The sequence below is a fragment of the Abyssisolibacter sp. ZYX002 genome (assembly GCF_056892235.1).
The window spans coordinates 67,338-88,055 of record NZ_JARMXH010000002.1; the positions used below are offsets into that span (position 1 = coordinate 67,338).

The 20,718-nt window shown below is 29.5% G+C and carries 18 protein-coding genes; 2 read left to right on the plus strand and 16 right to left on the minus strand.

Translation table 11 applies throughout. The features are described 5' to 3' along the window. Positions 1–125 precede the first annotated feature (125 nt). From P3X86_RS06300 to P3X86_RS06315, 4 genes are all read right to left on the minus strand, one after another. Positions 126–1,877 carry a 5'-nucleotidase C-terminal domain-containing protein gene (locus tag P3X86_RS06300; RefSeq protein WP_483291809.1) on the minus strand — a complete coding sequence of 584 codons (1,752 nt, stop codon included), beginning with the start codon at positions 1,875–1,877 and terminating at the stop codon, positions 126–128. Between the two features lie 200 nt (positions 1,878–2,077). Further along, on the minus strand, positions 2,078–3,265 hold the full coding sequence (locus P3X86_RS06305; RefSeq protein ID WP_483291810.1) for a glycine C-acetyltransferase: 1,188 nt from the start codon (positions 3,263–3,265) through the stop codon (positions 2,078–2,080). Between the two features lie 133 nt (positions 3,266–3,398). Beyond that, positions 3,399–4,499: a tRNA epoxyqueuosine(34) reductase QueG gene (gene queG / locus P3X86_RS06310; RefSeq protein WP_483291811.1), complete on the minus strand. Its 1,101-nt coding sequence runs from the start codon at positions 4,497–4,499 to the stop codon at positions 3,399–3,401. Between the two features lie 6 nt (positions 4,500–4,505). Beyond that, positions 4,506–5,339 (minus strand): deoxyribonuclease IV, encoded by an 834-nt coding sequence (locus P3X86_RS06315; RefSeq protein WP_483291812.1) that lies wholly within the window; start codon positions 5,337–5,339, stop codon positions 4,506–4,508. Positions 5,340–5,551: 212 nt separating this feature from the next. Between P3X86_RS06315 and rodA the strand changes: the two genes are divergently transcribed. Further along, positions 5,552–6,670, plus strand: coding sequence for a rod shape-determining protein RodA (gene rodA / locus P3X86_RS06320; protein WP_483291813.1), 1,119 nt, complete (start codon positions 5,552–5,554; stop codon positions 6,668–6,670). 418 nt (positions 6,671–7,088) lie between these two features. Further along, positions 7,089–8,228, plus strand: coding sequence for an S-layer homology domain-containing protein (locus P3X86_RS06325; RefSeq protein ID WP_483291814.1), 1,140 nt, complete (start codon positions 7,089–7,091; stop codon positions 8,226–8,228). 116 nt (positions 8,229–8,344) lie between these two features. On the opposite strand, the gene P3X86_RS06330 is transcribed toward P3X86_RS06325, so the two are convergent. From P3X86_RS06330 to P3X86_RS06385, 12 genes are all read right to left on the minus strand, one after another. Further along, positions 8,345–8,944: a GNAT family N-acetyltransferase gene (locus P3X86_RS06330; protein ID WP_483291815.1), complete on the minus strand. Its 600-nt coding sequence runs from the start codon at positions 8,942–8,944 to the stop codon at positions 8,345–8,347. A 91-nt stretch (positions 8,945–9,035) separates the two neighbouring features. Beyond that, positions 9,036–9,587 carry a class IV adenylate cyclase gene (locus P3X86_RS06335; protein ID WP_483291816.1) on the minus strand — a complete coding sequence of 184 codons (552 nt, stop codon included), beginning with the start codon at positions 9,585–9,587 and terminating at the stop codon, positions 9,036–9,038. Between the two features lie 20 nt (positions 9,588–9,607). Then, positions 9,608–10,297 carry a metallophosphoesterase gene (locus tag P3X86_RS06340; protein ID WP_483291817.1) on the minus strand — a complete coding sequence of 230 codons (690 nt, stop codon included), beginning with the start codon at positions 10,295–10,297 and terminating at the stop codon, positions 9,608–9,610. Between the two features lie 91 nt (positions 10,298–10,388). Further along, the gene (locus tag P3X86_RS06345) at positions 10,389–12,596 is read right to left on the minus strand and encodes an ATP-binding protein (protein WP_483291818.1); all 2,208 of its coding nucleotides are present in this window, start codon (positions 12,594–12,596) and stop codon (positions 10,389–10,391) included. Beyond that, entirely contained in the window at positions 12,593–13,693 is a 1,101-nt protein-coding gene (locus tag P3X86_RS06350; RefSeq protein WP_483291819.1) for a metallophosphoesterase family protein, read from the minus strand. The genes P3X86_RS06345 and P3X86_RS06350 overlap by 4 nt, the downstream gene beginning before the upstream one ends. A 119-nt stretch (positions 13,694–13,812) precedes the next feature. Then, the gene (locus P3X86_RS06355) at positions 13,813–15,279 is read right to left on the minus strand and encodes a UDP-N-acetylmuramoyl-L-alanyl-D-glutamate--2,6-diaminopimelate ligase (RefSeq protein ID WP_483291820.1); all 1,467 of its coding nucleotides are present in this window, start codon (positions 15,277–15,279) and stop codon (positions 13,813–13,815) included. 16 nt (positions 15,280–15,295) lie between these two features. Then, positions 15,296–15,913 (minus strand): hypothetical protein, encoded by a 618-nt coding sequence (locus tag P3X86_RS06360; RefSeq protein WP_483291821.1) that lies wholly within the window; start codon positions 15,911–15,913, stop codon positions 15,296–15,298. Positions 15,914–16,131: 218 nt separating this feature from the next. Then, the gene (locus P3X86_RS06365; protein WP_483291822.1) at positions 16,132–16,539 is read right to left on the minus strand and encodes a C-GCAxxG-C-C family protein; all 408 of its coding nucleotides are present in this window, start codon (positions 16,537–16,539) and stop codon (positions 16,132–16,134) included. An 11-nt stretch (positions 16,540–16,550) separates the two neighbouring features. Further along, positions 16,551–16,769: a hypothetical protein gene (locus P3X86_RS06370; RefSeq protein ID WP_483291823.1), complete on the minus strand. Its 219-nt coding sequence runs from the start codon at positions 16,767–16,769 to the stop codon at positions 16,551–16,553. 11 nt (positions 16,770–16,780) lie between these two features. Beyond that, positions 16,781–17,623 (minus strand): ABC transporter permease, encoded by an 843-nt coding sequence (locus tag P3X86_RS06375; protein ID WP_483291824.1) that lies wholly within the window; start codon positions 17,621–17,623, stop codon positions 16,781–16,783. Beyond that, entirely contained in the window at positions 17,616–18,545 is a 930-nt protein-coding gene (locus P3X86_RS06380) for an ABC transporter ATP-binding protein (protein WP_483291825.1), read from the minus strand. Before P3X86_RS06380 ends, P3X86_RS06375 begins: the two co-directional genes overlap by 8 nt. Beyond that, the gene (locus P3X86_RS06385; protein WP_483291826.1) at positions 18,545–20,710 is read right to left on the minus strand and encodes a hypothetical protein; all 2,166 of its coding nucleotides are present in this window, start codon (positions 20,708–20,710) and stop codon (positions 18,545–18,547) included. Before P3X86_RS06385 ends, P3X86_RS06380 begins: the two co-directional genes overlap by 1 nt. Positions 20,711–20,718 lie beyond the last annotated feature (8 nt).

Consider the following 20,718-nt stretch of genomic DNA (forward strand, 5'->3'; position numbering starts at 1 on the left):
AATATATTTTATGATAACACATTATATAAATTCATTCAATCTTGAAATCTTTTACAATGTTTATATACAAAAAAGAATCATCATAGTCAAAATGCTATGATGATTCTTGGAATTATAATTATATTCTACTTCACTACTGGAACGTGTAATACTTGTCCTATTATTATAAGGTGAGGATTCTTTAACTCATTCATTTTAGCTAAGTTTTCCCAAGTAGTATTATGTTTCTTTGCTATTCTCCAAAGAACATCTCCTTTTACAACAGTGTAGTTCACTGTTTTTGGTAACTGTACTACTGGTGCTGGAGGAGTTTCTTTAACTTCTTCCTTAACTTCCTCTTTTACCTCTTCTTTAGGTATGATTGTTATTCTACCTTCTACCTTTGGTGCTACTTCTTTTATTTTTTGCATATATTCTATTAATGCTTCATCTAAAGCATTGTACTCAGCTACTACTGGTTCATCTCCAAACATTGAGAACCCATCTCCACCTGCTGCCATAAAATCATTTGTTGCAACTAGGTATGTCTTTTCTAGTTCTAATGCTTTTCCATTAACCATTACATTTGTTACTCTGTTTCCTGCTGGCTTGTTTGTATCTATCTTGTAAGTCATACCTGATACATGTGTAAATGCTCCCTTTGGTTCTGGCGCTGAATCTGTACCATGTTCAAGAGCTGCTAATATTTGCTTTCCTGTTAAGTTCTTTGTAACTATAAAGTTCCCAAATGGTAGTACTGTGATAACTTCTTCTTTAGTAATCTTACCAACATTGATTGATGCTCTTATTCCACCACCATTTGTGATAGCTATTTGTGCACCTGTCGCATCTAACATAGCATCTGTGATAAGATTTCCTAAGTTAGTCTCACCTGTTCTTACTTGTGCTCTTTCTCCATCTAAAACAACTTTTGTCTCTCCAACTATTTCATTTAATACATCTTTTTGTCCGTTTTTAATTTCTTCCACAAGCTTAACTATTTCTTCGTCTTGTTTTGTTTCTTTTGCAGCATCTTTTGATATTAATTCTGCTTTTTTTGATAATAGCTTTTTACCATCAAACTTAAGAATTACTTTACCTAAGTTTTTGTCATACTCTCCTGTACTTACTATTAGTGTGTTTTTAACTATTTTTCCTTCTTCTAATGTTGTATGGCTATGTCCATCAATTATTATATCTATTCCATCTACTTCTTTAGCTATTTTTTCACTTGTTACTTTACTACTTTCATCTAGCCCTATATGAGCTAATGCAATTATTACATCTACATTTTCTTTCTTCAACTTTTCCACCATGTTTTTTGACTCTTTTACCGTATCTACAAACTTTAAGCCTTTAACATTTTTTGGATGAGTCATATATGCAGTCTCTGGCGTTGCTAAACCAAATATTCCAAATTTCACTCCATTAACCTCTTTGATAGTATATGGCTTAAGTAATAAACTATCATCTTCTTTTTTTACGTTAGCCGCTAATATTGGAAAGTTTGTTATTTTGTCTAACTCTACTAATCTCTCTTGTCCATAATCAAAATCATGGTTACCTGCTGCCATTGCATCGTACTTAATCATGTTCATTATTTTTGCAATACTCTCACCTTTAACTAATGTAGCTATAGTTTGTCCGTGGAAAGTATCTCCCGCATCTAGTACTAACATATTAGGATCTTTTGCTCTTTGTTCCTTAATGTAAGTTGCTACTTTAGCAAATCCCATACCAGCATATTTACCTTCTTCTACTCTTGCGTGAGTATCATTAGTATGGAAAATAACTATCTCTTTGTCTGATGTTGTTGCATTTACTTCTACTCCTGCTACTTGAAAACATAGTAAAAAAACTAACATAATACTTACTAATATACCTGTTATTTTCTTCAATTTTTAAATCCTCCTTTGAAATTTACTTATTAAATAACTATTAAATATTATACCAGTTTTTTATCATGACTTCATCTCATTTTTATTTTTATGTCATGGCAATATATGGCGTATATAACTTTCATTGTATTGTTAATTTTTGAACTTGCCTATTAAAAAAGAAGACTGCTTAAGTCTAAACTCAAACAGTCTTTAAATCATTAAATTAAGTTCATTTCCTTACCTATTTCTTCAAATACTGCAACAGCTCTATCTAATTGCTCTTTTGTATGACCGGCTGTTACCATACATCTTACTCTTCCCGTTCCTTTTGGAACTGTTGGGAATACTATACCTGATACGAATACACCTTTATCCAATAATTTCTTACTAAACTCCATAGTTTGAGCTTCGTCTCCTATTATTACTGGTGTTATTGGAGTTTCACTCTTTCCTGTATTAAACCCTAACTTACCTAGCTTCTCTTTGAAGTATTTTGCATTGTCCCATAATCTATCTGTAAACTCAGTAGTTTCCATAAGCATAGTTACTGCCTGAATTATAGCTCCAACTGCTGCTGGTGGTAAAGCTGTACTAAATAATATTGGTCTTCCTCTATGATTTAACCACTCTTGACCAACTTTACTACACGCAACATAACCACCGATTACTCCTATTGCTTTTGATAATGTTCCTATACTAAAGTCAACTCTTCCGTGTAACCCAAAGTGGTCTACTGTCCCTCTACCAGACTCACCCAATACTCCTGAACCATGTGCATCATCAACATATGTTAATGCGTCATATTTTTCAGCTAATTCAACTATTTCAGGTAGCTTGGCAATATCTCCGTCCATACTGAAAACACCGTCAGTAATAATTAAAACGTTGTTATAATTGCTTCTTTTTTCTTTTAATACTCTCTCTAGGTCTTCCATGTCAGAGTGCTTGAATACAGCTCTGTCTGCTTTACTCAATCTTACTCCATCTATTATACTTGCATGGTTTAACTCATCTGATATTATTAAATCACCTTTTTTTGTAATTGCTTGTATTGTTCCTGCATTACAATTAAATCCTGATTGGAATACCATTACAGCTTCTTCTCTTTTAAACTTAGCTAATATTTCTTCTAGTTGTTCGTGTATATCCATATTACCAACAATTGTTCTTACTGCACCAGCACCAACCCCGTATTTCTCGACAGCCTCTATAGCTGCTTTCTTTAGTCTAGGATGATTTGCAAACCCTAAGTAGTTATTTGAAGAAAGATTGATTACTTTCTTTCCATTTAATATGATTTCAGCTTCATTAGCACCTTCTAGTACTGGAAGCTTTCTGTATACTCCTTGGTCTTTTAGCGTGTTGATTTCTTCTTTTAAAAAATTTAATTCATGTACATTTGACATAATTAAATCCCCCTCATACTTTATTGTATATTTGCCTATATATATAATATCTCTTTGTATTTAAATAGTAAAGTAATAATAGAATTATTAACAAAATTTAACCTGATATTTGACTATAAATTATTGTGATATATCACCTAAGTAAAAGTTTTAGAATTTCTTCTCTAACAGATTCATCATTTTCAAATCTTAAATGTTCTCTCAATAGCTCTCTTCCTTGTAAATCATCTGTTTTTAGTATTGAATATGCTGTATACTTTCTTATCGTCGGACTTGGGTCATTTAGCGTTTCTTTTAATATGTCTAAACTCTTCTTACCCCCAATGTTTCCTAACGCAATTACACTATTTCTTCTTAGTACATTTCTGCCTCTCCAAGAACCTGACATTTCACTGTATTTTTGGTTAAACTCTTGTTTACTCATAGTTATTATTTCTTTTAAATCTATGAACCCCAACGTCTTCTTTGGTATGAATTCATCATGCTCTGATATAACTGCATGCAAATTATACGGGCAAGCTTCCTGACAAATGTCACAGCCATATATGCTTATGCCCATTTTATCCCTTAATTCGTAAGGTATATCTTTTTTAGTTTGAGTCAAATAGGAAATACACTTATTTGCATCAAATTCATATCCTCCGTTTAACGCTCCTGTAGGGCAGGCTAACACGCATTTGTTACATTCTCCACATTTACTATGGTTAGTTATATCTTTTACTCCTAGGTCTATGTCTGTTATCAAATATCCTATGAAAATAAATGATCCATATTTATCATTGATAACAGAACAGTTTTTGCCGTACCATCCTATATCCGATCTTACTGCTACCTCTCTATCAATCAACTCTGATGTATCAACTACAATCTTATAATTATAATCTACTAGCTCTTTTAGTTTACTTGCAAGTTGTTTTAACTTGGCTTTTAGTACATTGTGATAGTCAATCCCCCATGATGTTTTTGATAGTTTTCCACTAAGCTCTAGGGGTTTTGGCTTACTCTTTACATTATAAGATATCCCTATAGTTATAAATGACTTAGCGTTATCTAAATGCATTTTAGGATTACATCTCTTTTCTATATCCAATGATTCTAAATCACATGAATAATTTTTATCTCTTCTATGCTTTAATACTTCTTTTACATCATCAAAAGGCTTTGTACTCCCAAAGCCTATTATATCAATATTTAGTTCTTGTGCTATATTAGTTATATAGTCTTTAATATTCAAATCTTATCAATCCTTATATACTGATTTTAGTAGCTCAATTTCTTTTTTGTGTCCTTCTTCATCAGTTGGTGTTTCCAAATTAAATGGTAGATGTCTAAGCTTTGGATGATTTATGATATTTGTTATAGTTTCTAATCCTATTGTTCCTTCACCTATAAGTTCATGTCTGTCTTTAAAAGAAGCAAATTCTGTTTTACTATCGTTCAAGTGAACAGCTTTTACTCTATCTAACCCTATGATGCTATCTATTTTATTTAACACACCATCTAAATCATTTACTATATCATAACCACTAGAATACATATGACAAGTGTCAATACATACACCTAAGTTTTTGTTATATTTTACTCCATCTATAATCTGCTTTAACTCTTCAAAACTTCTACCTATTTCTGTTCCTTTACCCGACATTCCTTCTAGTAATATTGTAATATTATTATCACTTGTTATAACATCATTAAGTGCATCAACTATGAATTCTATCCCCTTTGTAGATCCTTGTTTTAAATGGCTTCCTGGATGGAATATATAGTAAGACTCAGGTAGATGACTAATTCTCACCAAATCATCTTTTAGTACATTTTTAGCAAATTGTCTGATATCCTCTTTATCTGAGCTCAAGTTCATTGTGTAAGGTGCGTGGGCAAATAGTACCCCAAAATTGTATTCTTTTACTAATTGTTTTATCTTATCTATATCTTCAAAATTAAGTGCTTTTGCTTTTCCTCCTCTTGGATTTCTAGTAAAAAACTGAAAGGAGTTTGCATTTATTTCTACGGCTTGAAGACCAGCTTTATAATATCCTTTTGATATGGATAGGTGACAACCTATTGTAAGCATGTAATCATCCTTTCTATATTTATAGTTGTTATTATTATACCACATAAAACCTTTAAGATTACATTATACTTAAAATATACATAGAACGTTGTAATACAATGAAAACCAATTTATTTAATCCTCTATTAAAAAAAATACTCTACTATACAGCTTTTGCTTACTAAATATGTTATAATGAAAAAAGTATATAAACAAAAATGAAAGGGATTATTATGTTAGGATTTGAAAAAAAATTATTAAAGAATTTTGATTTTATACTGTTTCTAGATGTTATATTGCTAAATGTATGTGGTTTTTTTGTAATCTATCTTGCAACTTTGGAATCAAGCTCTGGGTACATGACGTATCTAAAACCGCAAGGTATGGCTTTTTTGCTTGGTATTGCAGGTATTGTGTTTTTGTGTATGCTAAATTATGAACTGTTTAGAAAGCTATACATGCCTATATATGTTATTTGTAATATTTTACTCTTAGCTGTTATTATATTTGGTGTTGGTGATAAAACTTGGGGTGCTAGAAGCTGGCTAATTATAGGACCTGTAAGATTCCAACCATCTGAGATTGCTAAGGTAGGTATTATAATATCTCTTGCAGAGTTTATAGATAGAAATAAAGAAAACATAAATGATTTCAAGGTTTTATTTAAAGTGATAGCATTTGCAGGATTGCCTATCTTCCTAGTTTTACAACAACCTGATGCTGGTACTGCGATTGTTTTTATTTTTTATACCATTATAATGTTATTTATTGTTGGTGTAAATTTCAAATACTTTATATACTCCTTTATATTGGGATTAATAAGTTTACCTTTAATATGGTTTTTTAAGTTGAAGCCATATCAAAAAGACAGAGTATATGTGTTTTTATATCCTGAGCTTTACCCTAATGGTGCTGGATATCAAGTTTATCACTCTAAGATAGCTCTAGGCTCTGGTCAAATGTTTGGTAGATTTATTACCAATGAAGCTAGTTTTGTAAAAAGTGGCTATCTACCAGCAAAACAAACAGATTTTATATATTCTGTTGCTGGTGAAGCCTTTGGATTTGTTGGTGGATGTGTAATACTTCTGTTGTTCTTTATTTTAATATACAGGTTGATTAAGAATGCACGAGAGGCCAAGGATATGTTCGCATCTTTGACTATTATAGGCATTACATCACTATTCTTGTTTCACATTATAGAGAACATAGGAATGACTATGGGACTAACCCCTGTTACTGGTATACCTCTTCCATTTATAAGCTCTGGAGGTACGTTCCTTCTTTCTAATATGATTTGTATTGGACTTGTTCTATCTATAACCATGAGGAAAAAACAGATAAACTTTTAGCAGTTTTGTTGGAGATTTGATATTTTTTAGTTTACGAATACAACTTAGAATAATTATAATGAATTGAAATCGGGCCATGCTTTGTGAGGAGTGTGGCTCGTTGGTTTTTGTATAGAATCTTATCACTTTACATTCCTATTAGTTTCCTTGAGAAGCTATATCCTTTTATGTATTGCACTAGCTTATTTATTGATATATGTGATAAAACTTATACTAAAAATACATGAGGTATTTTTAGTTCATCTCCTATTAAGATTTCTACATCATTGTTTTGCATACTATTCTCACTTTTTTACAAGCATTGAATTATATGTAAATTTATGGTATTATAATAATGCTAATCATATTTTTGTAATGTAAAAAATAAAAATTGACACAATCAGTTTTTAATTGTGAAAAAAGTTTTTTAGGAGGTAATATGAAAAAGTTTAGTAAATTAATGTTATTAGCAATGATTATGTTATTATCTTTTCTAACTGCATTTGCAGATGGGAAAGAACCAAGTCCATGGGCTAAGAAATACGTTGAGAATAGTATTAGTGCTGGATATGTACCTGAACACTTACAATCAAAATACCAAGATCCCATAACTAGAGAAGAATTCACTGAATTAGTTATTACAGCTATATTAGCAGAAGTAAATGAACAAAATTCTAAGAAAGAAAATTTTATCAAATCTAAATGGAAATTCGAAGAATTAACAGTGGATAATTTTTTACAAAATGTATTAATAGACAAACAATTCTCTGATACTAATAGTAAGTATGTTAGAATGGCTAATGCTTTAGGAATTATAAATGGTATTAGTGACAATATATTCTCACCTAATGATTTAATTACGAGAGAACAGGCTGCTGTAATGTTTATGAATTATGGACAACTAGAAGCTAATCCATCTAGAAAGTATGCACAAAATTCTTTTAAAGATTTAAACACAGTAAGTGACTGGGCGCAGTTAGGCGTGGAATTAGCATTGGGTTCTTCATTCTTTAGTGGTACAAAATCTCCAGTTTTAGACGATGACAATAATGTTATAGAAAAGGGAATATTTAATCCTAAAGGAAATTTAACTAGAGAACAGGCTATAATAGTAGTGTATAGAATGGCTAAAAAAAATTTATTTTCTAAAATAAATATAAAAGGTTATTTAACAATTACAATGGATCAATTAATGCATGGTATATCTATTAAAGATAACACCATAAGTCTATTGAACACTGGGTATGATAATGATTATTCTGAAGGTATGATGACAATAAGGACATGCCCTGAATTAAATCTACTTATAGGAGAATATAATTCTGTCATGTTTGAAGGATTATTATTTAAACCTTTCGGATTACCTAGTCCAGCCATTGGCAGCGTTTATCATACTAAATTATTAAATGGTGAAAAAGAAACTTTTGATTTTGATGTAATAACTATTAATCACAACAGTAACAAAAATATCATAGTAACTGTTATAAGGAATGACAATGATGGATTTTTTACGAAAGAAGATAATAGTCTAAGATATACTGTATTAGATTATTCTAAAATATTAGTATTAGAAAATTAGGAAACACATAAATAGAGTCAGTCAAGTAATTGGTGTAAACTAACTAAAATGAGTAACAATTTTAAGATGAGAGGGGGGATTAAATTCTCCCCTCTTCTAAAATATCTATTTTTCTCTTAATGTCCACAATTAGGATGTCTGTTTATGTTAGCGCTAGAACTACTAGTAACAAAAATTTCCTCCCACCAATTTGCTTTTAATTTATAGTACAGTTTATTTTGCATACGATTATATTTCTTGAAATATTCTTCTTTAGTATCAAAGTGCCTATAACCTACAGATTCTAATGATTTGCTAGAGTTTATATTTCCTTCCCACACATCTGCATATAATACATCCACTTTTAATTCATTGAATACATAATTATATATCAGTTTGCGTGCTTCTTTCATGTAACCTTTTCGCCAATAGTTTGAATGTAGTCTTTGTGAATCTCCTGCAACTTGTCCTTCTTCTGTTTTTTCTGGATAACTTATTCTCATCATTCCTATAACCTGATTTGTCTTTATATCTTCTATCATCCATAGAATAAAATATTTGGTATAGAGATTCAACAACTCTTTTATCTCTTCATAATCTGTTGGGACATTGTTACCTACCCATAAGTGCATTTTTTCATCTTGCGAGACTTCATACCATGCTTTATAATCTTCTGTTAAGTCTATAGGTCTTAACCTAACTTTCTGTCCAGTTAATATAGGTATAGTATATTTCATGTAAGCACCTCCACTTTAGGTAATTTAAGTAATTAATTATACCATAGAAGTTTAATACTCTACAATAATTGTTAACAGATAAAAAGAAGGCTTATAATCCTCCTAGCCCTCGTTCTCGTCTCAACTCATCAATTGACTTTGACGTGACATCTTCTTCATTTAAATCTAGCATCTCTATAGCCCTATTTAAATCTTTTTTATCTTTAACTTCTAACTCTAAATATGTCTCTGGATATGTCTCTTCATCCCATGTATCTATCTCAAAAAGTATCCCATCTTTTTCATAAGAGATTCTCTCTTTTGTCCCACAATGTACTTGGTTTACATTTATTAAGTTAAGTATCTCTTTTAATGATTCTTTGTCGTCAAATTTCGTTTCTAGTTCTGTATTAACTCTCAGCTCATCATTTGATACATTTCTCTTGAGTGTTAATATACACTCAGTTTCATTTGTATTTAAATTTGTCTTTTCTCTAATCCTGAGATAACCGTTAAGGCTGTTTTTGATGTATCTATCTTTAGTATCAAATACTGTATTTTCTTGAAACTCGTGTTTTACTTGTTTAGCCCCTATTTTTTCAAGTTTGTCCATTATATCTTGTTTGTCTATATTTAATACTTTAACTTCTAACTCATTATGCACTGTAGTTCCTCCTTTGTATGCTATAATATCTTTTTCATCTTAAAGTCTATATAATCACTTGAAACGCATTTAAACTCTATTCCCTCTATTAGTCCTTCTATTACATATTTGTGTCCCTCTGAGTGCAAATGACCATATAAGCATATATCAACATTATATTCCTTCATTATTTCAACAAACTCATTAACTGAACCATCGGTATTGAATGGTGGATAATGTATCATCGCTATTTTTGCTTTTACCTCGTTATCTCCTATAGATTCTAAAGACATTCTTAGTCTATGAAGTTCTCTATTGTATATCTTTATATCCTTTTGCTTGAATTCATCGCTATCTTTGCTAAGCCATCCTCTAGTTCCAACTATAGCAACATCTTTATATATATAGCTATTGTTATGGATAAAGCTGACAGATTTTAGATTTAATCCTTTTAGTTTGTTTCTAGTTTCCCACCAATAATCATGATTACCTTTTATGACTGCTTTTTTTCCCGGAAGCTTATCTATTACTTCTAAGTCATTATACGCCTCTTTAAGCTTTAACGCCCATGATATATCTCCTGGTATTAAAACCAAATCTTCTTCTGTAACTATCTCCTGCCAATAGCTTATTATTTTTTTATCGTGATCTTTCCAATTTTCTCCGAATATACTCATTGGCTTTTTGTTTGTAAAATCAAAATGTGTATCACCTATAGCATATATTGACATAGTATCTCTCCTAATCCTTATTCCTCTTGCTAAGTTAAAGTTTAACTTTAACTTTAACCTAAAATTGTGTATTTTCTCAGTTTTATAAAACTTAATGTTCAACATTAATATAATTATACTTTAACCCCATTTTATCAAAATATGCTTTTTCTCTATTATGGCATGTAAACAATATTATCTGTTTTCTATGGCTTATTTTGTGAATGATGTCTAAAATATTGTAAAGTCTTTCGTCATCATACTGAACAAAACTATCATCTAGGAAAACTGGAGTATCTTTTTTTTCACTTAATAAATCTATCATTCCTAATCTTACCGCAATATAGAACTGATCAATTGTTCCTCCACTCAAATCCTCTATGTCAACTATCTTACTGCTATGTTCATCGACTACTTTAACTTCTAAGTTTTCTGTAACCTTAACCTCTTTGTATTTCCCGTCAGTTATGTTGCTAATCATGTCACTTGTCATTTTATTTAGCGACGGCATAAATTCATTGTGTATATTTTTTGATATGTTTTCTATTGAGTTTTTAGTCAATTTTATTGCATTGATATCATGACATAATTTGTTCATTTTTCTTCTCTTTAGTGTTAACTTCTCTCTTATATCAATAAATTGATTGTTATCCTCTTTGTGTTTGATTTTATCATTTATTATTATTTGACTACTTCTTAGATTATTTATTATATCATCTTTTTTACTTATTTCATCTTCAATTTCATCTCTGTTATATTTATTTATAAATTGCTCAATTTCTTCTATATTAATTTCTACTTCTTTTATATCATCTATTGCCTTATCTCCAATCAGTTGTTTTAATAATATCTTTTGATTTGATACCTCTTCTTCTAGCTTTATAAGTCTGTTTTTGGCTTCATATGCTTTACAGTATTCATCAATATTGTTAGTATTATTTCTATTTAGTACAAACTCTATATTTTCGTATTCTTTTAAAAGCTTTTCTTTTAGAGATGACACTCTAGAATACTCTACGTCAATTTGCTCTTTGAGTATTTTTGTTATCTCTACTTTTACTGCATCGCTATAATCATCTTCGTTGCTACTATTTGATAATTTACTTCTCTTAAAATCTAGTATAGCAGTGATTATAAATAAGACCGCTGTAACCATAAATAAAGCTGACGCACTTATCCAACAATATACTATACCTTTTGCATATGCTAAATATATAGATAAAATAGCCAATAATGCTGATATAAACATTGCATAGCTAATTTTACTCCCTTTTTGTCCTTTTTTCGGTTTGCTTATTTTGTTATTCTTTAAAACTTTGCTTATGCCATTATTCAGTTCATTAAGCTTGTCTAAGCTTTTATTATATTTTTTTCTGGCTTCGCTTAAATTTTCTTTAATATATTGCACATTGTCATCTAATCTTATTAAAACATCTTTATCTTCTAATGAAATACTACTAAATTTTTGTAGTTTATCTATATCCTTTTCTTTATCTTCTATGCTTTTAATTAGTGTTAATGCTTCTAGTTGCATTCTTTTATTATCTATATTTTTTAAGTCTTCTAATACGTTTACTAATTGTTGTTTTTCTGTTGTTTCTTGCTCTAATAAGCTATTGATTTCAATAAGCTGTTTTTGATACTCCTTTATGTCTTTTTCTCTCTTGCATAAATCATGTCCTAAATCTTCTAGGTGTTTTATCTCTTTTGCAAGTCTCCCAATTTGTGATTTAGATTTATTTACACTACCTATATCTTTTAACCTATCTTCCAGCTTCTTTACTACATTTACTACTGATATATCTTCATCCAAGGACTGCCCTACATTTATGAGTTTTTCTTTTATATGCTTTGAGAGGTCATTTGACACTACACTTTTAGATTGATTAATACTTATTGTATTATTGTAAACTATGTTGTTTATTCCTAGATGCATTGAACTTGGCTCATACACTCTTGTTACTTTGTTATATGTAAACTGATAGCTGATATCTTCCCCTAAATCATTGTATATTTTAACCTCATCATTACCTTTTAAAAAATTTCTCTCTACTCTATATACTCTATCGTTTACTATATACCTAAGTACACCAGCATAAGCGTTATTGTCCCAAGGCAAGTATTTATCATACTTTAATGTATAACGCTTTGTTCTAGTATTTGGATTAAAAAAACCATAAAACATACCTTCTATAAAGCTATGTATTGTAGTTTTACCTGATTCATTAACCCCATATATTATGTTTACTCCTTTGTCTAAATTTATTTTTTTATTTTTAAATTTACCAAAGGATACTAGGTTGAGTTGACTGATTATCATTTTATTTTCACCTTTTCATCAAGTAATAGCTCTAGTCCAATATTTAGTGCATCTTTAACAATTGGATTATTTAAATCTTTTCTCATCATTTCTTCTATAAATAACCCCACCATATTATGTTTATTGTTTTCACGCAACTTGACTAAGTCATAGTTATTTTTTGTCTCATCTATAAACTGTATGAACTGAGCATAATCTATAAATTCATCTTTAAAAGATGATAAATTAAGTTTCAAGAGGCTATTTTTTATGCCTGTTAGCTTCACTCTGTATATGTCTTCTTTTCCTAAATCAGATATCTCATTTTTTATTAACTCTACTATATCTAATTTATTCATATTTTCATCTATCTCAATCTCTATTATATGATATCTTCTTTTACTTATTGATGCAAATTTAGTTGTTGTCATTTGCTTTGATACTTCTGTTTTAATAACTCCATGCTCTGATGTTTCTCCGAAATCTAAAGGCTCAGGACTACCTGAGTAACACATTTTATCACTATACATAGTAGGTTTATGTATGTGACCTAGTGCTATGTACTCAAATCCATAACTTTGTAATTCATTTTTATCTAGAGGCAAATATTTTGATTCTTTATTTTCCAAATCTCCATGCAACATCAAAATATTTATTCTATCATAATTGTCTATATTGATACTTTTTAATATATCATCTTTTCTTTCTTTTGTATTCCAACTTACTGAATAAACTGCTAAATTGATATCAGGAAAATCTTTATGCTCTATGCCATTACAATTATCGAATATATAAACATTTTTTGACCAATTTACAAGTCTATAGTATGAATCTTCGTCTATAGGATCATGATTACCTGCACATATTAATACATTTGTCTTTGTAAGCTTTTTAAACTCACTATTAATCAGCTCGATATCTGACAATTCGCATGTATCTTCATCAAATAAATCTCCTGCTACTAGCAATATATCTACTTCACTTTCTTTAGCCATTTTTACTATATTTATAAATGTAGACAATATGTCTATACGTCTATTTTTACCATATTCACAGTCCGAAAAGTTTTTGAACTGTTTCCCTATATGAACATCACCTGTATGTATTATTTTTACCATTAGACCACTCCTATGTATAATGCTTTATAGAACATATATTCGATGTTATTAGTTTATTTTCCTTTATTTGCGATGCAAAAAATAAATAGCACCTTAATGCTATTCATTCTTAACTTACTCTATTTATTGACTTGTTTTAAATATTTTTTAACTATCTCACAGTCATCAAAATGAATCGTTTTACCTTCTATTTCTTGATATGTTTCATGTCCTTTTCCAGCAATTATTATCACATCGTTTGCTTTTGCCTCTGATAGTGCAAATTTTATTGCTTTTTCTCTATCTTGTATTATTATACACCCAGAATTAATATTGTCGATACCTTTTGTGATATCCCGTATTATATCTAGTGGTTTTTCATATCTTGGATTATCAGAAGTAACTATACATAAATCTGCTAATTCAGATGCTATTTTACCCATTATTGGCCTTTTAGTTTTATCCCTATTCCCACCACATCCAAATACTACTATTATTTTTTCCTTACTAAACTCTCTAGCTGTTTTTAGTACATTTTCTAGTGCATCTGGTGTATGTGCATAATCCACTATTATATTACTTCCATTTTGAGCTTTTATAGTCTCAAATCTACCTCTGACCTTCTTTATTGATGCTAACCCCTTGATTATATCATCTAACTTCATTCCTAGTCCTATACATGCCCCTGTTGCTGCTAACGCATTATATACACTAAATCTGCCAGGTGTATATATTTGGGCATTTTTTATCTCATTATTATATTCTATTTTAAATGTTGTACCATCATTATTTATTTGTATATCATAACCATATATTTGTGCTTCTTTACTTAATCCGTATGTAATATATTTCCTATCAGTTTCATTTATTATCTCTTGTGCTACCTCTTCATCTATATTTATGACCAGAAATTTACTCATTTTAAACAATTTCTTTTTACAATTTTTGTAATCCTCCATTGTTTTATGGTCATCTAAATGATCCTGTGTAAGGTTCGTAAATACTGCTATGTCAAAATCACAATCATCTACACGCCCCAGTTTTAGTCCCATAGAGGTAGCCTCAATACACACAAATTCTACATTTGCTTTAAGCATTAAATCTAACATGTTGTGTATTTCTAGTGCTTCAGGAGTTGTATGAGTAGTTCTTATTATGTCTAAAACTTCATCATCACATATATTATTTATTGTACCTATTATCCCTGTTTTTTTACCGTGATATTTTAGTAGTTCTGATATATAATACGATACTGATGTCTTTCCATTTGTTCCTGTTATACCTATCATTTTTAGATTCTTTGCCGGCTCGGCATAGAATATACTTGATATCTTTGACATTGCCCTTCGTGTATCCTTTACTTCTATAAATACTACTTTAGAGCTACCTAATGGTTTGTATTCGTTCTTTTGAACCATTATAGCTACTGCTCCGTTATTTATAGCATTTTCAATATAGTCATGACCATCATATTTGTATCCTTTGATACATATAAATAAAGTTCCTTTTTTAACTCTTCTAGAATCATAAGCTATCGATTTGATGTCTATATCTTTATCATTGATAATTTTATAATCTATATTATTGAGAATACTCCTAAGCTTCATATATAATACCTTCTTTCTAATTAAAGGTATTTGAATGTAATTTGCCTAATATACTCATATTAATATCGTCATAATCTACTGGTATTACTTTATTTTTAATCGAAGGCTTTATTTCCTCAACTTCTGCTTTTTTTATCTCATCTTTTATTTCTTCAAAATCATCCTTTACTTCTTCAAAATCATCCTTTATTTCTATTTTTTCTTTAATCTCAACTAATTCTTCTTGTATATCCTCTATGACATCTTGATTATGCTTCTCAATTTTCTCCCCTATTATTTCCAATGTTCCTTTTATGTCTTCTATACTTTCTTTGAGTTGGAAATTAGAAGGCTCTTCTTTATATTCTGCCTCTATTATTTTTGCTTCTTCTAAAGGCTGAGATATTTCTATTGTTTCAGTAGGGTCAACTATCATATTTTCTTCATTTTCTTGTTCCTCGTGTATAGGTACATGGTATATTTCTTCTTCGTCTTTTATCTCTATCTCTTGAATGTCTTCCTGTATATCTTCCTGTATGTCTTCTTGTATATCTACTTGTACATCATCTTGTGTATCCTCATATGTTTCATTATTTTCTTCATTTTCTAATCTTCTATCTAATTCTTTTTTAAGATTCTCTGCTTTACTTGCCATATCTGATACATAAGATAAAAAGTTTGATTTTTCTTCTTCCGGTTTACTCTCTTCTTGGTCATTGTTATACGTTAAATAGGTTAATAAAAAAAATAGAGCTGCTTCAATAATTTTAAAAACCTCCTTTCAAAAATATATAAATATATAGGTATCGACAAATATACAATTGTTCTATTCTATATATTATATTTTCAAAGGAGGTATTTGGTTACAATTTTTTAGTGTTTGTTTTCCTCAATTGTTACTATTTCATCTAACATCAATGCGGCTTTATATATTATATAGTTACATTTATCTGTTTCATTGTAATATATGCTCTCTTTTAAGTCTTTACACTCTATACTACTCATTTCTTTTTCGTATCTATTAAGGTATCCTGACACTATCATTCTAAATTCCTTTTTTTCATATTTATCTTTGTATAAGGAGCTGATTACCATTATTGCTGCTGTCAATGCGCCACATACACTTTCTCTTGCCATGCCTCCACCAAAACCTGCTGATAGCGCTAGTGATTTATCATCTAATCCTAGATTATACACCTCGTTAGCACCATACAATATTTTTTGAGCACAGCTGTAACCTTCATCTATTCCATATCCACTTTTTATCAATTCTTTTAGCATAATCCTTCTCCTTACTTTATTGGCATTATGAATATATTGGTATCTTTGTTTTCTATAAACTCGCACAGTTCATTAAATATTATTTCTGCTCTTTCTGGGCTATCATATTTACCTAATGTAAATCCAAAATCCTGTGGATCTACTCTTCCTTTTATTGCTTTTTTTGCCAATTCAAAGATTTTTAAATTTACTATTTTATTACCATCTTGTGTCTTTACCCATGCTCCCATATAATCATCTCCTATTTGAATATTTTAATTTCTTTCATTGGATCTATTTTAATAGTTGTCAAATACAATAATATAAATGATGCTATTATGTTAAATGATAAATTATAAATTATTATCCTTTTTACAGTTGTCAAGTGTACTAAATTAACTAAAAATATATTTGTACCTAATTGCTGGGATAATATGCCTGCCAATCCAGTAAATGGGTTCGAGTACAACAGTCTTGCTATCAGCCTAATAGTCTCCTGAGAAAATTCTTTATAAAAAACCCCTACAACTGCCACAACATATATTGTTCCTAGCGTTAAAGCTAACATCACAAAGTAGCTAGCAACAGTTGCAGTAACTGTCTTTTTAAAATAAGCTGAGGTAAACAATCCTATACTACCCAATAATACCGCTACTACTAAAAAAAATAAAAATAACAACGCTATATTCCAAATTGATAATCCACCATAGAAAAACAATACGCTTATTATTGGTATAGTAAGTACTAATAGCATTACTGTTTGAAGTAATGAAGCTGAAAGCTTTCCTAATACTATAGCCCAACTTGACATCCTTGTACATGTCATCAAATCAAATGTCTTTCTTTGTTTTTCTCCACATATGCTCCCTGAGGTTGTTGCAGGTACTATTAAGCATATTAATGCCATCATCAACACTGAAATCCCAAAGTATATATCTTTTATATATTCAGGATCAAATCCATATGAATCATATCTTGAATAAGAGGAGTACAACACAACTACTAATACACTAGATATTACAAATATATAGAATATTAACATCAAAGTTGTTCTAACACTCCTACCTTTTGTCTTTAATTCCCTCTTTAGTACTGGATTAATCATTGTTATCACCTCCTGTAAGCTTTATGAATACATCTTCTAAGTCATTCTTCATTTTAGAAAACGATACTATTTTAAAATCACTACTAATAAGATGTCTTAGTAGATTAGAAATTTGCAATTGATCACCAGTAAAGTTAACTTTTATACTATCTATATCATTTACAACATCTACTACTCCATTATAATTTTTGAGTACTTTTATCATTTCCTGTGTTTTATCTAGAAGCTTTATTTCTAGTATGTTTGTTTGACATACTTCGTTGACTATATCATCTAAACTGCCTTTATAATCAACTTTGCCAGAATCTAATATTATTATTTCATCACAAAGCTCTGATAGTTCGTGAAGTATATGTGAGCTTATCAATATTACTTTATCTTTGTGTTTTAGATTTTTCAATATTTTCTTCATCTCAATCCTAGACTTTGGATCCATTCCTGAAGCTGGTTCATCTAATATAATTACACTAGGGTCTTTCAGCAAGCATCTTGCCAAACACAGTTTTTGTTTCATTCCTCTTGAAAGTGAATCTACATATTTGTTTTTTTTATCCTTCATATTTACTAGCTCTAACAATTCATCTATCTTTTTCTTTTTATCTTTTTGTGAAATATAGTTTATATCTAGATAAAACTCCATATATTCATAGGTCTTCATATCGTTATAAACTCCAAAGAAATCTGGCATATAACCTATTTGACCTCTTGCATACTTGTATTTTTTAATGATATTTTGATTATTAAGAAATATTTTCCCTCCAGAAGGTTTTAAAAGTGTTGCTATCATTTTAAATATTGTAGTTTTCCCTGCGCCATTAGGCCCTACAAAACCATATATATTACCCTTTTTTAGTTCAATAGACAAACCATCTACTGCTTTGAAATCTCCATAAAATTTCGTGACATTTTCTAATCTAAGCATTATTTACCAACTCCTTTTATACCAAATTCAGGGATATAAAAGTTTGTTTCAACTTTTGAATGTAATTTTAGCCTTAGTCCATATATTTCGTTATAGTATTTATTGATATTCTCTTTAATCGTCAAAGTTTCTTCTGAAAGCTTATCCCATATGTTATCTTCATAATTATATATATAGTAATTAACTTTATTGTTATCCTTTGTAGTGTGTAAATCCATACTAACTTCTTCGACTTCTAGCCCTTTTATACCTCTTAATTCGAATATGCATACGCCTTTACCATAAGTATTTATATTACTATAAGTATTACTATAAGTATTTATATTACTATTAAAAACTAATGATGGTGATTCTATAATTTTGGGCTTAATCATTCCTTTAGGAAAATCTATTATTTCATCTTTTTTGATACCCAAATTTACTGGTAATATCAAAAGATTCCTGTCTATTCTTTCCTTTTTATCATCAATTTTTAAATCTCCAGCAATTTTATCAGTGTTCCATGCTATTACTTTTATATTGTCATACGGTTTATGCATTAGTGTATTTTTATACTGATTTAGTATTAGTCCTTTCACATCTTCTCCTAACATATCAGTATTTGATGAATGATATCTATTGCCTTTATAAAGCTTATCAAATCTTTTATTTAAACTAATAGACTTCCCTGGCTCTAAGTTTCCTATATCCAGATGAAAATCTCCTATAACTAAGTCACAATCATAGAGCATCATATCTGAAACATTTTTGATTAGTCCATTAACCCCTTTACTGTTAAACATTATATCTGCTTTTATTAGATTATCTATTTTTCTAGTTTCTTCTGTTCCAATATAGTTAAAATCCCATATATTACTATTTGCAAGTGTGATATTTTTCTCTTCATCTAGAAAATAGTCTATACCAACCTTCTCTTTATTTTCAAAGAACTCACTAAGTTTTATCCTATTTCTAAGTCTAAAATCCACATTATTTTCTACGCCAATCTTTACATTTTCACCTTTTATACCTGTTATACCAACTTCATTTTGAACATAAGCCTGTGTTTTATCTATTGTTAAATCTGCTATAGTAACACTGTTAAATATAGCTTTATCAAATACACTTCCTCTACTAGTTAAAAATATAGATACCGTAATAAATAAGGCTATCAATGGACTTGTAAACCATATTTTTTCTCTTTTATCGTATAGCTTTAGAGTAAAATAATTAACTGGTCCTACAATTATAATATATATCAAGAGTATAAGCATAATTTTCTTTATAGATGGTAGCTTTCTCCTTGGTATATGTCTTAATAATGTATTCATATTATTTGTATGGATTTTGCTATCCATTCTAGCGTAATTCATGTTCATTCTCAAAATATAGCTCATATATGCTTGATTTTTCAAATCTTTTATATCTTTATCTATGAATACTATTTTACCCATAGATAAATCATATACCTTTCTACCTTCTTTTAGTTTGACTGTATCTATAAGCTTACTTTTTGTATTTTCTTCAATTAATGCTACTCCGCCCTTTTTGATCCATTTTACAAGTGTTTCTTCTTTTTTTATATCTATATTGTTTATTAGGTTGTTATTTACAATTATATAATCAAAGTTATCTAGAATTCTTTTATCATCTAACTTGACATCTTTAATATTCAAAACTTTGAAATATGAATCAGCTAAATCATCTACCATAATATCGTCTATGTATTCATATTTATTGATATCATCTGTGTATACTGCTACAATTTTTTGGTTATTTATTGCTGATGTTTTTAAGCTTTTAGTTTCATACGCTAGTTCTTTTCCTTCTTCATCTATAAGTGATATATGTATTCTTTCACAACCCTTTGGAATTGTGACATTTATATACACTGTTTCTTCATCACTCAATAACTTAATATCTTTATTGAATGTCTCTGTATATGTATCATCTTCTGCATACATCTTCACAAGCTCTTTGTTATAGCTAATCTTTACTGTACCTTTTAGTCCACTATATGCATTTACATCTATCCGTATAGGTGTTGTTTCTTCTGCTCTGTATAAGCCATCAAAGCCTATATTTACATCCATCTTCACTGACGTTGTTGCTAATATGCTCGTCTTAAATAAAAATATTAATATTAATATAAACAATATTAGTCCTTTTAAGTTTATCTTTTTCATTTATACAC

Excerpts from the sequence above, each read along its gene's own strand:
- P3X86_RS06345 (WP_483291818.1), bottom strand. The coding sequence starts at position 12,596 with ATGATAATCAGTCAACTCAACCTAGTATCCTTTGGTAAATTTAAAAAT.
- P3X86_RS06315 (WP_483291812.1), bottom strand. The coding sequence starts at position 5,339 with ATGCTTACAATAGGTTGTCACCTATCCATATCAAAAGGATATTATAAA.
- P3X86_RS06375 (WP_483291824.1), bottom strand. The coding sequence starts at position 17,623 with ATGATTAATCCAGTACTAAAGAGGGAATTAAAGACAAAAGGTAGGAGT.
- P3X86_RS06330 (WP_483291815.1), bottom strand. The coding sequence starts at position 8,944 with ATGAAATATACTATACCTATATTAACTGGACAGAAAGTTAGGTTAAGA.
- rodA (WP_483291813.1), top strand. The coding sequence starts at position 5,552 with ATGTTAGGATTTGAAAAAAAATTATTAAAGAATTTTGATTTTATACTG.
- P3X86_RS06305 (WP_483291810.1), bottom strand. The coding sequence starts at position 3,265 with ATGTCAAATGTACATGAATTAAATTTTTTAAAAGAAGAAATCAACACG.
- P3X86_RS06325 (WP_483291814.1), top strand. The coding sequence starts at position 7,089 with ATGAAAAAGTTTAGTAAATTAATGTTATTAGCAATGATTATGTTATTA.
- P3X86_RS06370 (WP_483291823.1), bottom strand. The coding sequence starts at position 16,769 with ATGGGAGCATGGGTAAAGACACAAGATGGTAATAAAATAGTAAATTTA.
- P3X86_RS06350 (WP_483291819.1), bottom strand. The coding sequence starts at position 13,693 with ATGGTAAAAATAATACATACAGGTGATGTTCATATAGGGAAACAGTTC.
- P3X86_RS06380 (WP_483291825.1), bottom strand. The coding sequence starts at position 18,545 with ATGCTTAGATTAGAAAATGTCACGAAATTTTATGGAGATTTCAAAGCA.
- P3X86_RS06385 (WP_483291826.1), bottom strand. The coding sequence starts at position 20,710 with ATGAAAAAGATAAACTTAAAAGGACTAATATTGTTTATATTAATATTA.
- P3X86_RS06340 (WP_483291817.1), bottom strand. The coding sequence starts at position 10,297 with ATGTCAATATATGCTATAGGTGATACACATTTTGATTTTACAAACAAA.
- P3X86_RS06355 (WP_483291820.1), bottom strand. The coding sequence starts at position 15,279 with ATGAAGCTTAGGAGTATTCTCAATAATATAGATTATAAAATTATCAAT.
- P3X86_RS06365 (WP_483291822.1), bottom strand. The coding sequence starts at position 16,539 with ATGCTAAAAGAATTGATAAAAAGTGGATATGGAATAGATGAAGGTTAC.
- P3X86_RS06360 (WP_483291821.1), bottom strand. The coding sequence starts at position 15,913 with ATGGCAAGTAAAGCAGAGAATCTTAAAAAAGAATTAGATAGAAGATTA.